This window comes from Halostagnicola bangensis (assembly GCF_054653435.1).
Genome location: NZ_BAAIGG010000002.1, coordinates 2,181,435 through 2,195,699 on the forward strand (window position 1 = coordinate 2,181,435; position 14,265 = coordinate 2,195,699).

Annotated in this window: 11 protein-coding genes; 3 read left to right on the forward strand and 8 right to left on the reverse strand. The window is 62.2% G+C overall.

Annotation, left to right across the window (positions count from 1 at the left end; translation table 11 throughout):
* Positions 1-18: 18 nt before the first annotated feature.
* Positions 19-498, reverse strand: coding sequence for an RNA-binding protein (locus tag ACYQ14_RS12610; RefSeq protein WP_283836038.1), 480 nt, complete (start codon positions 496-498; stop codon positions 19-21).
* 154 nt (positions 499-652) lie between these two features.
* Between ACYQ14_RS12610 and ACYQ14_RS12615 the strand changes: the two genes are divergently transcribed.
* The gene (locus tag ACYQ14_RS12615; RefSeq protein WP_283836040.1) at positions 653-943 is read left to right on the forward strand and encodes a DUF7562 family protein; all 291 of its coding nucleotides are present in this window, start codon (positions 653-655) and stop codon (positions 941-943) included.
* Positions 944-1,029: 86 nt separating this feature from the next.
* The gene (locus tag ACYQ14_RS12620; protein ID WP_459888707.1) at positions 1,030-2,325 is read left to right on the forward strand and encodes an RNB domain-containing ribonuclease; all 1,296 of its coding nucleotides are present in this window, start codon (positions 1,030-1,032) and stop codon (positions 2,323-2,325) included.
* Positions 2,326-2,450: 125 nt separating this feature from the next.
* Here the strand turns inward: ACYQ14_RS12620 and ACYQ14_RS12625 are convergent, their stop codons facing one another.
* Together ACYQ14_RS12625 and ACYQ14_RS12630 are read right to left on the reverse strand one after the other, a co-directional pair.
* Positions 2,451-3,062 (reverse strand): GNAT family N-acetyltransferase, encoded by a 612-nt coding sequence (locus ACYQ14_RS12625; RefSeq protein WP_459888709.1) that lies wholly within the window; start codon positions 3,060-3,062, stop codon positions 2,451-2,453.
* A gap of 183 nt (positions 3,063-3,245) precedes the next feature.
* Complete coding sequence (locus ACYQ14_RS12630; protein ID WP_459888711.1) at positions 3,246-3,647, reverse strand: DoxX family protein; 402 nt, start codon at positions 3,645-3,647, stop codon at positions 3,246-3,248.
* A gap of 453 nt (positions 3,648-4,100) precedes the next feature.
* Here ACYQ14_RS12630 and ACYQ14_RS12635 point away from each other — a divergent pair, with 453 nt between their 5' ends.
* Entirely contained in the window at positions 4,101-5,837 is a 1,737-nt protein-coding gene (locus ACYQ14_RS12635) for a methyl-accepting chemotaxis protein (protein ID WP_459888713.1), read from the forward strand.
* A gap of 39 nt (positions 5,838-5,876) precedes the next feature.
* Here ACYQ14_RS12635 and ACYQ14_RS12640 read toward each other — a convergent pair whose 3' ends face one another.
* The 5 genes from ACYQ14_RS12640 to rtcA form a co-directional block, all read right to left on the reverse strand.
* Entirely contained in the window at positions 5,877-8,372 is a 2,496-nt protein-coding gene (locus ACYQ14_RS12640) for a S8 family serine peptidase (RefSeq protein ID WP_459888715.1), read from the reverse strand.
* An 85-nt stretch (positions 8,373-8,457) separates the two neighbouring features.
* Positions 8,458-9,942, reverse strand: a complete 1,485-nt coding sequence (locus ACYQ14_RS12645) for a dihydrolipoyl dehydrogenase family protein (RefSeq protein WP_459888717.1) — start codon at positions 9,940-9,942, stop codon at positions 8,458-8,460.
* Positions 9,943-10,713: 771 nt separating this feature from the next.
* On the reverse strand, positions 10,714-11,883 hold the full coding sequence (locus tag ACYQ14_RS12650; protein ID WP_459888719.1) for a hypothetical protein: 1,170 nt from the start codon (positions 11,881-11,883) through the stop codon (positions 10,714-10,716).
* Between the two features lie 142 nt (positions 11,884-12,025).
* A complete protein-coding gene (gene kdgK1 / locus ACYQ14_RS12655; protein WP_459888720.1) occupies positions 12,026-12,979 on the reverse strand; it encodes a bifunctional 2-dehydro-3-deoxygluconokinase/2-dehydro-3-deoxygalactonokinase in 954 nt (317 codons plus the stop codon).
* A 120-nt stretch (positions 12,980-13,099) separates the two neighbouring features.
* Positions 13,100-14,212: an RNA 3'-terminal phosphate cyclase gene (gene rtcA / locus ACYQ14_RS12660; RefSeq protein ID WP_459888721.1), complete on the reverse strand. Its 1,113-nt coding sequence runs from the start codon at positions 14,210-14,212 to the stop codon at positions 13,100-13,102.
* Positions 14,213-14,265 lie beyond the last annotated feature (53 nt).

The following is a 14,265-nucleotide window of genomic DNA, read 5'->3' on the forward strand; positions in this document are numbered from 1 at the left end:
TACGCGCTATTTTCGACGTTATCCGGAGAATTCGTAGAGATCGTCGCCGACGTGATGAAGCGAGTCGACGACTTTCCCTTCCTCACCCACCATCTGCGTGCCGTCGACGCGGGCACGACCGACCGCGAGTATCTTTCCGTGTGACTCCTCGGCGATGACGACGAGATCGCCGTCGTCGATGTCTCCAGACGCCTCCGTGATGCCGGGACGCATGACGTCTGCGCCGTCGCTGACGAACGAGATCGCACCGGAGTCGACGGTTACCAGCCGCTTTTCGGGCTCGTAGACGTTTGCCCCGCGAACCGTAAGAAACGGCTCTTCGTCGAAGTACGCGATTCTGGGTTCCCCGTCGACGAGGATAACCTCCCAGTCGACCGCTTCGAACTCGACGCGTTCGTAGGCGTCGCCGTCGAGTTCGATGCCGAGCTGGTTGGCAAGCGTCGTCTCGAGATCAGAGACGACATCGCTGCGGAGATGGTGTCGAGATTTAACCTCCATGCTCGTGTGCACGGGTGGTTCGTGTATAAAACGACCGTTCTCGGGGCCGGAATTCATCGGCGCTGTGGATCGTTCGATTGCTCACCCCGGCGGACAATCGCCGTCATCAACGGGTGTGGTAATCGCTAAGTACTCTCGCACCCACCCGGTGTATATGTGGTCCGTCAGCTCCGATACCGAGACGGTCACCTGCGTCGCCTGCGGCGAGACCGTCGAACGTGAGATGGCTCGAGAGTACGATAAGTACGGCAACCGCTGGGAGCGCGACGGGAAGTGCTTCGAGTACTTCTGTACGTCTTGTCACGACGAACTCTGTCATCACGCTCGAGCCGAACTCGAGGACCTGTTGGTCGATATCGAGGCGGGGGGACACTCCCAGCTCGAGTTTCTGACTCGCTACGTTGCGACCGTCGAGGATCGGTACGGCCCGCTCGAGGAGCGGTGAGCGAAGCTGGTTGTGGCGTTCGGGTTTCGAAGTAAGGAGGAAGTCGTCCCGACACGGCTTTCAGGGACACGTCCGTACGCATCCGTATGAGCGACGAGACACAGGCCGACGCAGGCACGGCCGAAGGGCAGGGCCCGGTCGAGATCTCTGAGGATCTCGCCCGTCACCTCGAGAACAAGCGCGAGGAGTTATTCGAGAAGTTCGAGATCCGCGACGAGTTCCCACAGGAGGTCCTCGATGAGGCCGAGGAACGCACGCAGAACGTTCAGGCAGAGATCAGCGACGAGATCGACGACCGGGAGGATCTTCGCGACCTGACGACCTGGACGACCGACCCGATCGACGCCCAGGACTTCGACGACGCGATTTCGGTCGAAGAGCGCGAGGAAGAGTACGTCCTCTGGGTTCACATCGCCGACGTTACCCACTACGTCAACCCGGAAACGGCGATGTGGGACGAGGCCGTCGAGCGCGGGAATACGGTCTATCTCCCGGCGTACACCATCCACATGTTGCCACCGGTTCTGGCCGAATCGGTTTGCTCGCTCGTTCCCGACGAGGAGCGCTTCGCCCACACGGTCGAGATGCACCTCGACAAGGAGAACCTCTCCTACGAGACGATCGACATCTACAAATCGGTCATCGAATCCAACGAGCGACTCACCTACTCGCAGGCCGAAAACCGACTCGAGGATCCCGACGCGCCGTTGCACGAGGAGAACAAACTGGTCCACAAGCTCGCCGACCGGATGCACGAGATCCGCAAGGAAGACGGCTCGCTCGTGCTCAATCCGAGCCGGGATCGCGCCCATACCATCATCGAGGAGTGCATGCTGAAGGCGAACAAAGCCGTCACACACGAGCTCATGTGGTCTCGCGGCGTCGAAGCGATGTATCGGGTTCACCCACAGCCCAGCCCTGACGAGTGGTCGAAGGCGCTCCAGGAGATTCAGGATCTCGACGGCGTTTCGATCCCCGGCGACAAGTGGGAGGACCCGCGAATGGCGGTCAATGCGACGCTTGAGGACGCCCCAGGTCGCCAGCTCGACAAGATCCAGTGGGCGGTGATGAAGGTCATGCCCCGCGCCCGGTACATGAACGATCCCTTCGGCGGTCACCACGCGCTGAACTTCGAGATTTACGGCCACTTCACGAGTCCTATCCGGCGGCTGTCGGATCTGATCAATCACTGGATCGTCTACCAGAACGACGTGCCCGAGAACCTCGTGGCCCTCTGTGACCGGGCCAGCGATAGGCAGAAAGACGCCGAACAGTGCGAACGCGAGTACAAGACGTTCCTGCAGGAAGTCGGCCTCGATCCGACCGCGGTCAACAACCGCGGCATCGAAGTCGTTGAGGGCGACGCCGAAAACACGCTCTGAGAGGGTCCGATTCTTGAAGTAGTCTATTCTCGAGGCGAGCTATTTTGAGGGGGCTTTCCCAGACACGCTCTCTGACAGCGGTTTTTCGTAGACGTGTCCTATAGCGGTTCTTCCTAGCGATGTTCCTATAGCGGTTTCTCGTAGACGTGCTCCTCGACTGGGTCATCGATCGAGCCCCTGTCATCGATAATCTCGCCAAGGCCACTCGCTTTGGTCTCGAGACGTTCGAAACCGATCGATTCGTAGAACGAGATGCCGACCGTGTTGCCCGCGAGGACGTTCAACCTGAGCCGCTCGAACGACTCTTCGAGTTCTCGCTCGACACCCTCGAGTAACGTCGACCCGACGCTGTTGTCCCACGCGTCAGGATCGACGTAGATCCGATTGAGTTCGGCGGTCGTCTCCGCATGTCGGGTTGTGTCGTCTCCGTTATCTGCAGGAGTTGCCTGAGCGAAGCCGACTGCCGACATTGATCGGTCGTCTTCACTGGGCTCGACTACCGTCTCAACCCCGCTCGGAGCGGTCTTCTCGAGGGTCCCGATCAGGAAGACATCCGTTTCACGACGAGCCGTTCGCTGGATGCTTTCTTCGAGGGCGCTCTCGGTGTACCATTTGTCGATCAGCGCTTCGATCGCTTCGGAACCGAGTATCTCGTCGTAGGTCGCGTGCCAGCTATTGCGGGCTATCCGACGAATAGCCGAAACGTCCTCGAGTGTCACTGGTCTAACTTGTGGCATTTCGGCTCGAGTATCGCCGGGAACTGATAAACAAGTTGTGGTGGTGTGGGAAGGTTACTGACGACGAAACGCCGTCTGCGGACTCGAACGGTAGACTCGAATCTCGAGTCAGAACGTCGCACGAGCTAAGTGATACTAACCGGTGATTCGGAACGCTCGGGGTCGATCGGCTTCGACCGACGATCAGAAGAGACCGAGATTGACCGCGTACGGCCACGAGGTAGCGCCGAGCGCGAGGAATACGAGTGACGCACCGAGCAGCCCGACGTTCTTCAGAAAGCTGTTCACTTCGCCCTGTTTCTGCTCTTCGGGCGCGTTCCAGAAGTCGTGCATCTTCGGCGTGACGACGACGAAGAAGACGACGAGTGCTCCCGCGGCAAGGATCGGGAAGACGCCGAGGGCGATCCCTACTCCGCTAAAGAGCAACATCGCACCCGATACCGGGATCGCGATCGACGCCGCAGGAACGCCTTTCGCTTCGGCGTACCCGATCATACTCTCCGCGTCGAGGAAGTGATTGAGGCCGGTAAACGCGATAACCAGACCGAACAGTATTCGACCGACTAACAGCAGTTCTCCGCTCATGGAATTCTCGAGCACCATCAGTTGCTCACCCGCGGTTCGGCGACAGCGTCGTTCGGCTTCGTCCAACCATCCATCGCTCCGTATTGTAGTTGCATTACGTAACCACGTTCAGCTCCGAACCGACATATATGTTTGCTGATGTTATTGTTATCAGGTATCCCCTGTGTTACCAACGCATTCGGTGACTGGGGCGACTATCACTGCGAAAAAGATACCGCTATAAAAATATCAACATAGATATGGAAAGAGCATAAAACCGGAAACGAGATTCGAGAATGCGGTGACGTGGGAGTTCGTCTCGAACCGTCACCAGCCGTCACCTCGGCCGTTCATCCGACGCCCTTGAACGGAACCGATGAATTGAAAAAGACTGTGCAGTATGTTCCCAAGAGTTCTGATTGTCGGTGGAAATCCGCCATCCGATTTAAATAATGGCTCTACATAACGCTTCACATGCGCAACTCGTTGACGGGATTGGTTGGACTTTCCAATCCGGAAGAATCGGAGGGGACCTCTACGGAATCTACGCCAGCATCCGGTGAGACCGCCGCGTCGGAGTCGTTCGGTCTCACCGACGAGTGGGAGACGACCGATGGTGCGCTGGTCGACCCCGCCGGCGACGTCGAACGCGTTTCGACGGAAACGCCGTTCGGAGAGGCCACCGCGGAATCGATCATCGTCAGCTATCTTCGAGGCTCGAGCGACCCCATCTTCGTCATCGACTCGGACGGAAACTTTACCCACTCGAACGCGGAGTGTCGCGACCTCTTCGGGCGCGTTCCCGGCGAACTACTCGAGAAGAACCTCTTCAACCTCGACGAGGCCGATAACTCCGTCATGAAGGAAGTCCTCGAGACCGAAGAGTCCATCCAGAACCTCGAGGGCGTCGTCGAGGTGGACGACGAGACGATTCACGTCAGCCGAACGTTTTTCCCGCTGTTCGACGCCGCAGGAGAGCTCACCGGTGCGATCGAGATCAATCGCGACGTTTCCGAACGCGTCGAGGCGGTCAACCGTCAGGAGACCTTAGAGCAGTACCAGGCCTACCAGCAGGACGTCGTCGAATCCTTCCAGGGGTGGATGGACAGACTCAGCGGCGGCGATTTCACGATCGAGCCGGAGGTTCCGGAGCCGGAGGGTGACTTCGAGGAAGTGCAGGACGCCTACGACCGCTTTTCGACGATGGCCGAGGATCTCTCGAGCGCGATCGACACCATTCACGATGCGCTCGCGGAAGTGCGACACAACTCCGAACAGTTGGCCCAAATTAGCGACGATCTCGTCGACGCGGCCGAAGAAACCTCCAGCGCGACCGAACAGATCGAACGGGCGAGCGAAGCTGTCGATTCGAAGACGAGCGAACAGGCGGAACAGGCCGCAGTCGCCGAGGAAAACGTCTCGAACCTTTCGGCGGCGATCGAGGAGATCACGGCGAACGCGGGCACGATCGAGCAACGTGCCGCCGAGGCCAGTAATCGGACCGATCAGGGTGCGACGGAGGCCGAAACCGCACTCGAGCGAATGGACGAGTCGATGGCGGCGTCCGGAAAAACGGTGACGCAGGTCCAGACGCTCCAAGAGCAGATGAGCACGATCGGGGAGATGGCGGAACTCGTCAGCGAGATCGCCGACCAGACGAACCTGCTGGCGGTCAACGCCAATATCGAAGCGGCTCGAGCCGACGGCTCCGGCGATCGGTTCGCGGTCGTCGCACAGGAGATCAAGCGCCTGGCGGACGAGTCAAAAGACACCGCCGAAACGATCTCGAAAGACCTCGAGGGGATCCAGTCGGACGTCGAAGAGACCGTCGAAACGATCGAACGGAGCAATCACACGGTCGAGACGAGCACCGAGGCCGTCGACGGTGTCGTCGATCACATCGACGAAATCGACGACGCGGTCCAGGAAACGGACCGAGGGATTCAGAATATCGCTCGAGCGGCAGAAGATCAGGCCTCGGATGCACAGGCCGTCCAGGACGTCGTAAGCGACCTCTCTGAACGGAGCGCGGAGATCGACGATCGGATGGCGGCCGTCGCCACGAACATCGACCAGCAGACGGAGACGATCGACCGGATGGCAGATATTTCGGAAACGATCGACGAGATGGCCGTCGAGATGGAGACCCGCCTTGCTCGTTTCGAACTCGAGACGGTCGGGGCGGGCACCACCGCCCCGAAGGCGTCGTAGTACGCGATTCGGCTCCGGTCGTGCCGAAGTCGTTTTCCGCTATCTCGCCCGCCGGTTTCGGACCGTCGCAGTTCCGAGTATCGCAAGCACCGCTATCACCGCCGTTGCGATCCCGAACCCTGGCGTCGGGAGCAGGTCGTCGGAAAGTTCGACGGTCACCGTTTCGGTCGACTGACTTTCGACGGGCTCGCTCTCTGTGGTTCCCGACCCGGCCTCGGGATCCGTCGCCTCGAGGGTGTACCGGTCACCCGTTCCGGGCACCGTAACCTCGAGCATCCCGTTCTCGTCGGTCCGGTTCGCCGGTTCGAACGAGTCACCCGACTCGAGCGAAATAGAAAGCGTCGCACCGTCGACCGGTTCGCCGTCGCCCGTTTCTGCGGTAATCTCGAGGGTTGCATCTCCCTCGAGCGCGTACGACTCGCTAATTCGATCGCCCGCCGACTCCAGGGTGACGACGCTGTCCTCGTTCGCGTATCCGTCGGCGTCAACGCGCAGTTCGTACTCGGCGAGGCTCGGCACGTTCGCGGCGGTGTAGGTCCCGTTTTCCACGTGACTCGCGGTGTACGTTCCATGGTCTCCGACGAGTTCGACGGTTCCCCCGCCGATTCCGGTATCGAAGTGATCGTCCGTGAGTTCGATTTCGGCGTCACCGTCGCCGCTCAGCGCGGAATCGATTGTCGTCGTCTTGTCGGCGGGAACGTCGCTCGTCTCGCTGACGCCGTCGTAGCCGTCCGCTTCGACGGCAACGGTGTACTTCTGCTCGCCTAAGAGCCCGGTGAACGCGAAGACTCCATCTGTTCCCGTCTCAGTTTCGAACTCCGTGCCGTCCTCGGCGCTGAGGAGGACCGTCGCGTTCGGGACCGCTTCGTTCGTTTCTCGATCAGTGACCGTTCCCTCGACGGTGGCGTGGGTTCCCACTTCGTCGATGGCGGCGTACACGTCGATAATGCCGTTCCCGTACCGCGTGTCGCTCTCCTCGAGGCAGTCGCCCGTGTTTTCGTCCCCGCCGCTCGGCGATCCGTCCTGGTCGCTCGACGACTTATCCTCGAGCGGACACGCATCGTCGGGTTTCCAGGCCGTCTCTCGGAGCGCATCCGTGATTTCAGCCGCCTCGAGTTCCGCCGCCGTCGCCGACTGAACGAGTGCGACCGCGCCGGCAACGTGTGGCGTCGCGATGCTGGTCCCGCTTGCCGTTCGGTACTCACCGTCGGGAATCGTACTCTCTACGCCGACGCCCGGCGCGACGATGTCTGGCGTGGTGTACGTTTCGGGCCAGTGCTTCGGCGCGTCCGACCCCCACGCCTCGTCGGTGTCGATTTCCTCCCCGCTCGAGAACGAAGCCACGCCCGCAGATTCGTTCGCGGCTCCGACGCTTAGCGCGTCGTAGACGTTCCCCGGGGTGAGCGAGGAATCGGCCCCCTGATTGCCGCTCGCGCCGACGACGACTGTTCCGGCGTCGTTCGCGGTTTCGACCGCGCTGATGAACGAGCCACTGTAGCGATACCAGCCGAGGCTGATGCTGACCGCGTCCGCATCGTTCTCGACGGCCCACTCGATCCCCGAGAGAACCGCAGATTCGGACGTTGTACACGTGCCGCCGTCGCAGTCGGAAACGACGGCACCGTGCATGAGATTCGCCTCCGGTGCGACGCCGATCGGCGTCCCGCTCTCGTTGGCGCCCGTCGCGACGCCCGAGACGAGGGTCCCGTGCTCGTCGTAGACGGTCGGTTCGTCCGACGGATCGGTCGTGAAATCCTTCCACGCCTCGAGTTCGATGTCCGGATGGTCGTCGTCGACGCCCGAATCGAGGACGGCGACCGTCGCCCCGTCGCCCTTCGTGTGGAACCCGTCCCAGACGTCCGTGACGTTCGTCTGCTCGAGGTTGTACGGAGTCGAATCGCCACCCGCCGAGACGAGGTCGGCTTCGTCGGTTTCAGTCTGTGGCTGTTTGTCCGTCGCCGCCTGAACAAAAACCTCGTCCTCGAGTCCTATCTCCGTCACGCCGTCGAGTTCGGCGAGTTCTTTCGCGACGGTCGACGAATCCACGCGGTCGGCGTCGATCATCACCGTCGCCGCGTTAGCGATCCAGAACCCGTCTTCGAAATCGACGCCGCCGGTCGCGTTCGCGTACGCCTCGAGCGGTGCCTGTGTCTCCTCGGCGGCCGCTTGCCGCGTCGAGACCGAGGCGTCGTCCGTCCAGTCCGGTTCTCCGGCGTCGTCGGCGAACCCGACGAGCACGGATTGGTTCCCGGAGGCGTTCTCGAGTGTCGGATCGATCGTCGTTGGGTTCGAGTTTGCCGGTGATTGACTCGACTCGAGCGGCGTCTGGCTCGAACCGCCTTCCGATACAATCGTGTTGAATTGGTGCGTCTCGGTCGTCTCCGTCCCTGTTCCCCCGGCGTAGCCCGCCGCCATGCCCCCTCCTGCGACGGCCGCCGGACCGGCCGCGAGCGCGAGCGATATCGCAAGAAGTACCGCCACAGCGGTCGAGTAGGCACACCGCTCTCGACCCTCACCGTTCGATGAACACGACATTATGCGAACGGAGAAAGTCCGGTTGCTTAAGGCGTATGGCTACGTTCCATTGCACCGACAGAACGCCGGGAACGACGATCGAGCGTTACTCGGAGCGCTGGAAGTCCGACGGCGGATCGTCGACGACGCAGTCGGAGCGGGCCGCGAGTTCGGCACAGGCCTCCCGTAACAGACTATCGAGAATTTCGGGCGTCGTCGGGTGGTAGGCCCGACTCGGAATTTCGCGAACGTCGAGGGCCATCTCCACGGCCAGTTGCATCGTCTTGGCCATCACGTCCGCGTGGAGGTGCAAGCCCTGATACCCCAGCACGGAACCGTCTTCGGCGTTGACGACGAGCGTCGCCCGCCCCTCCGGGTGATTCTTCGACTTGAACACGCCCTCGGATGAGGCCTCGCTCGAGACGACGATGGTCTCCATCTCGCTCGTGCCCACGGTCGCCGGCGTGTGTCCGATTCGGGCGAACGGATAGACGCCCAGTCCCGAGAAGATGACGTGGTGGGGGACGTTGGCGTACGGCTCGAGGTCGGCCCCGCGGTCGTGTCGAACGATGTTCGCACCGGCGGTGAACCCTTGCTCTTTGGCGACGTGGAGAATCGGTTCCCTGCCGTTGACGTCGCCGACCACGAAGACCCGCTCGTCGTCGCGGGCTTGCATGGTCGAATCGACCCAGCCCTCGTCGACCTCGAGTGCCGTCTTCTCGAGTCCCAGCCCGTCCACGTTGGGCCGTCGTCCGGTAAAGAGGTAGAGCTCCTCGGCCTCGAGAATCTCTTCGGTTCCGTCCCGTTCGACGATCATGCGGACATCGTTGGTTTCGTCTCCGGCAGATTCAATTCGCTTCTCGTCGGTCTGTGTTAGGATATCCGCGTCGAACTGCTCCCGGTAGAGCTCCAGAATCGTCTCGCCGTACTCGGGCTCCATCTCGTCCAGCGGACGCTCGTCGTGTTCGATGACCGTGAGATCGACGCCGCCGACTTCGGAGAGGTACGGCACCAGCTCGAGGCCGATGTAGCCAAAGCCCATCACGATTGCGCTGTCGGGAAACTCGGTCGCCTCGAGCACGTCTGCACTCGTCGAGAACGAAACGTCCTCGATGCCAGGCAGATCGGGGACGTTGACCACCGAGCCCGTCGCGATCACCACGTAGTCGGGCTCGAGCGTTCGATCACCGACCTCGAGTACGCGCTCCTCGACGAACTCGGCGGTGTCGTGAATAAATTCGACGTCGTCGCGCTCGGCCAACTCGTGGACGTGATCCCGACGATGCTGTGCGAATCCGTGGATGTGCTCGTCTTTCTGGTCGATTACGCGCTCGGGAACGACCTCGGGAGTCCCCTCGAGTCGCTCGTCGTGTCTGACCTGATACCGGTGCTGTGCGGCCGAAAGGATGTCCTTCGAGGGCATACACCCCTTCAGAATGCAGAGCCCCCCGCCCGGCTCCCCGTCGTCGATTAGCGTTAGCTCGAGATCGGAGACCGAACGCTCGGCGTCCTCGCCGGCGCGTTCGACCAGTTCGTCGGCGACGGCGACCCCCGCGCTCCCGTACGCACCGACGATCGCGACGTGTACCATACCTCGTCTTTCGGGGCGATACAAAAAGTCGTTCCGCGCCTCGTACAGAAGGTGGTAGTTGATCGCCTCAATTCTCATATGTTTGAGTGCAGCTCCAGAACTGTCTCTGCGAGGGTGAACTAATAGAAAGCCCTCAGCGGTCTCGCGGTCGCTGTGACGGATATCTTCGTGGTCCACGGATCTCGCTCACTGCGTTCGCGTCGATCCGTGGGCCACTCAGATAGTGCCGCCACAGCAACTCCACTCCGCCGCGAGACCGTTCACGGGTCACTTCCTTCGAGAGCTTCTCCGTTCAGGCCTCGCGTTCCCCGGTCGCGATCGCGGTTCGGAGCGAGCGAAGCGAGTGAGAACCGCGTCCGCTTCGCCCTTTCAGTCCACCTGAAGACGTTCTTGCTCGCTTCGCTGCGGGCTGTGACTTCCGAGCCCACACTCGCTTTGCTCGCATGGACGCCAGGAGTAGCGCTCCGCCTGCCCTTCCCCGGGAAACACGGCTCTCGAAGTACTCGAGCCGTGTTTCTGGCCGAATGCCGCACGCTTGTGGCGTTCACGCAGCTTGTAGCGTGGACGCGAACGCTGTGAGGATACGTCGACGACACTATGCCCGACGGGGAACGAAATGACTCGGAAGCGGTGGGAAAATGGGTGAGAGAAAAAGAGGTGAGGCATTCCTGTGTCGTGGCCACAGCAGAACTACGAAGCCGAAAACACTGGCAAACATCCATATACAGTCGTACTACCCGATAGACGTCCCACTTCTACTCTCCGTCCCGATTAGAGACCGACTCGAGCGGCGGCGGCCGAGAGCAGTGCCGCGATCGAGACACCGACCCCGAATCCGGGCACGCTGTCGCCGAGTGCACCATCGTCGTCGCCGCTCGCGTTCTGGACCGCTACGTTTCGCTCCGAGAAGTGGTTGATGCCGATCAGGACGTCAGCCGCCGCGTCGGCTTCGCTCGAGTGGGTGACCATGTACGCGGATTCGTCGCCGCCGATGGCACCCTCGAGTTCGCTGAAGGACGAGGCTTCGGCCGCGACCTCGCCGTCGACGGTCACCTCAAGGTCCTCGGCCGATTCGGCACCCGCGAGCGCCGCCTCGGAGACCGTCGTGATGATGACCGTTCCCTCGCTCTCTGCGCGTTCGGCGGTCATCTCGAGTCGGTCTTCGCTTTCGGCCTGCGTTTCGACGGCGATATCCTGACCGTACGTGGCCACGTCGGCGACCCGTTCGCCGTCCTGCTCGTCGGCGTAGACTTCGGCGGTCGCCGTACCGTCGGCGATCAGCCGTTCTTGCTCTTGGGCCGCGTCGTCGCGTTCGCCGTCGTCGTACGAGCGGTAGACAAGCGTCGAGTCGCTCCCGAGCTCAGCGGTCACGTCGCCGTTGTCGTTGACGTCGACCTCGCCGTCACCGGCGACCACGAACGCACCGCTTCGGTTGTCGCTCTCGACGACGACGACGTCACCGTCGCTCTCTGCGGTCGCGTTGCTCTCACCGGAGAGCGTCGCTTCGACGTACTGTGACTCCTCGCCGGCGTTGACGGTGAGGATCCCGCGTTCGCTATCGTGGACGCTCATGGAGGCGGATCCCTCGGTTCCGATCTCGGCTCGCGTCTCGGTCTGGGCGCTCAACTCGAGTCCGAGCCCGGAGATGTTCGTCACGGCCGAGAGTCCCGTACTCCCACCGATTCCCGCTGCACTATCGTGGTCGCTCTGGGACTCAACGGAGACGTTCTCGAACACCTCTTCGCCGCCAACGCTGTAACCGGTCACGGCGTTACTCGAAGTCTCGAACGTGACGTGGGTCCCAGCGTACGCCCCGCCGTCCGCGTCAGCCGACTGGGTCGATTCCTGTGCACCTGCACCCGCAGCCCCACCGACGGCGGCGACTGAGAGCGTCGCGGTCGTCAGCAATACGACGAGTGCGATTGCCGTTATTCTGGACATGACAGTCCTGACTTCCGACGGTACCCTAAAGCAGTTTCTGGCAAAACCGTCCAATAGTGTTCGGCATTCACTCTCACAATCCTGCGGCGGCGGTGTCTCCTCCGGCACACCGCAACAAGTCGGAAAACGCGCTTCGAGGGGGTTAGCGCGAAATGTCCGACGTCTGCTCACCGATAACCGATTCGACCTCCGCTTTCGTTACGACCGCGATATCTCCCGGAATCGTTCGCTTGAGCGCCGCCGTCGCCGCGCCGTACTCGAGCGCGCTCGAGACGCCGTCGCCGTCGATTCGGCGGGCGAGGAACGCGCCGGTGAAGGCGTCGCCCGTTCCGATCGGGTCGACGGTGTCGGTCTCGTAAGCATCGTGATCGTGGAACTCGCCTTCGTGCCAGGCGAGTGCACCCTCTGCACCGCGGGTGACGACGACGGTCTCGAAGTCGTATTCGCTTCCGAGGGTCTCCGCTAACTCCCGAGCGTCGCCCTCGAGATCGAGGACGTTACGCGCGTCTCGTCCGGCGACGACAAGCACGTCGATATTCTCGAAAAGGGTTGTCAGGGTCTCTCTGGCCTCGGACGGACTCCAGAGCTTGTGCCGATAGTTAAGGTCGAACGCCGTCGTCGTCCCGTTTTGGCTCGCGGTCTCGAGCAACGTCGCAGTCGTCTCCTCGAGCGTCGCAGAGAGCGCGGGCGTAATTCCCGAGGTGAAAAAGATCTCGGCGTTTCGGATCTCCTCGAGGTCGAACTCCTCGGCCTCGGCGGTCGTCACCGCCGCGTTCTCGCGATCGTAGATGACGTTCGTTCCGCGGGGTTTGCCTGCCTGCTCGAGGTAGTAGGTGCCCTGTCGCCCCTCTGTGGTCCAGACCGGATCGGCGTCGATACCGTACTGATCGAGTTCGGCGGCGACGCGGCGGCCGAGCGGCGATTCGGGGAGTTTCGAGAGCCAGGTCGCCGACGCACCCAGACGCTGGGCCGCGATCGCGACGTTGCTCTCGGCACCGGCAGCGCGAACCTCGAACTCGCCCGCCGTTTCGATCCGTTCGTTTCCCGACGGCGAGAGTCGAAGCATGGTCTCGCCGAACGTCACGAGTTCGCTCACGGGTCCGGTCCTCCCAGCGGTCGTTCCGTCCGCCGTAATTCGGTCATGTCTGGCAAAACGAAGGGGTGTGATAAAAGGTATACTGATCTCTCGAAGGGGTTCGGCGGGACTGTCCTCCGCCTACGCTCGACCCACGAGAACGGCGTCGTCCGCAGGCTCGCGACCGAAATCGAAGCCGAACTCCTCGAGCAGTTCCAGGCTGGCCTCGACGTGTTCGGTCACGGTCGGTATCCGAACCCGTCCACCGGCGAGGGCGAGAAAGACGAGCAACTGATCGCCCAGGTGTCGGTCGACCGCGGCGCTCGATTCGAGAAACCGATTCGCGGCGTCGGCCGCGTCTTCGCCGACTCGCTCGGCCGGCTTCCCGCGCTCCCCGAGGGCGCTGAAGCCCGCCAGTCCGCCGGCGTGTTCCAGCCGGAGTACGATAGCGGAGCCGGGAGAATCGCTCGCGGCGGTCGTCTCTCGCCGGGTCCGAACCTCGAGTTCTTCGTGCTGGCCCACTTCGCCCGCATCGCCGGACCGGTTCGACGCCAGGGACTCGTTCGTCCCCGACAGGCGCTCGAGCGCTCCCGAAACCTGCCGCGAAGCGACATCGCTGTCCGAAAGCGATGCTGACTCCGTCGAGTAACACCGAACGCCGTCGATGCTCCCGCGCATCTCGAGGGCGATCGGCTCGAGGCTCGAGGGAGCCACGTGGAGCGTCGCCTTCCCGCCGCCGTCCGGATAGAACCCGCGCCGATCCACGTCGACGCACGCCTCGAGTCCGAAACTTCGGAGCAGCGGGAGTTTAACCTGTGTCGAGTACTCGATCGCCGGCGACCACGCGACGTCAGTTCCCCCGGTGACGGTAATCGTGAGGGGCCCTTCGAGGGCGGTCGCCAGCGACAAAACGGCGTCGAACAGGAGCGTGATGCTCCCCGCAGTGTCGATGTCGACTGCGTAGCTTCCGCCGGAAATCCCGTTTTGGTCGGACACCCGACAATCGCTGTTCGGTTCGAACCCGTCGTTCGGTTCGAACGTCACCGTCTGCGAGCCGACGTCAGCACCGGAAACGTCGGCGTCGCAGATCGCTTCCATGGTCTCGAGGACGGCGAGGTGTTGCGGTCGAAGGCCGGGCGTCGACCGGTCCCCTCGGACGTTCTCGATCCGGATCGGTTCGCTCTCGAGAGCCGAGAGCGACAGCGCCGTTCGGAGGAACTGACCGCCGGCGTCCGCGCCGTCGAGTTCGCGCATGGGTACTGCTGTGAGGTCGAGGGTAATCCATCTACCGCAGTGGAGTCGTCGTG

Coding starts and splice junctions, on each gene's coding strand:
- ACYQ14_RS12625 (WP_459888709.1), bottom strand. CDS start 3,062: ATGCCACAAGTTAGACCAGTGACACTCGAGGACGTTTCGGCTATTCGT.
- ACYQ14_RS12610 (WP_283836038.1), bottom strand. CDS start 498: ATGGAGGTTAAATCTCGACACCATCTCCGCAGCGATGTCGTCTCTGAT.
- ACYQ14_RS12640 (WP_459888715.1), bottom strand. CDS start 8,372: ATGTCGTGTTCATCGAACGGTGAGGGTCGAGAGCGGTGTGCCTACTCG.
- ACYQ14_RS12620 (WP_459888707.1), top strand. CDS start 1,030: ATGAGCGACGAGACACAGGCCGACGCAGGCACGGCCGAAGGGCAGGGC.
- rtcA (WP_459888721.1), bottom strand. CDS start 14,212: ATGCGCGAACTCGACGGCGCGGACGCCGGCGGTCAGTTCCTCCGAACG.
- ACYQ14_RS12630 (WP_459888711.1), bottom strand. CDS start 3,647: ATGAGCGGAGAACTGCTGTTAGTCGGTCGAATACTGTTCGGTCTGGTT.
- ACYQ14_RS12615 (WP_283836040.1), top strand. CDS start 653: ATGTGGTCCGTCAGCTCCGATACCGAGACGGTCACCTGCGTCGCCTGC.
- ACYQ14_RS12645 (WP_459888717.1), bottom strand. CDS start 9,942: ATGGTACACGTCGCGATCGTCGGTGCGTACGGGAGCGCGGGGGTCGCC.
- ACYQ14_RS12650 (WP_459888719.1), bottom strand. CDS start 11,883: ATGTCCAGAATAACGGCAATCGCACTCGTCGTATTGCTGACGACCGCG.
- ACYQ14_RS12635 (WP_459888713.1), top strand. CDS start 4,101: ATGCGCAACTCGTTGACGGGATTGGTTGGACTTTCCAATCCGGAAGAA.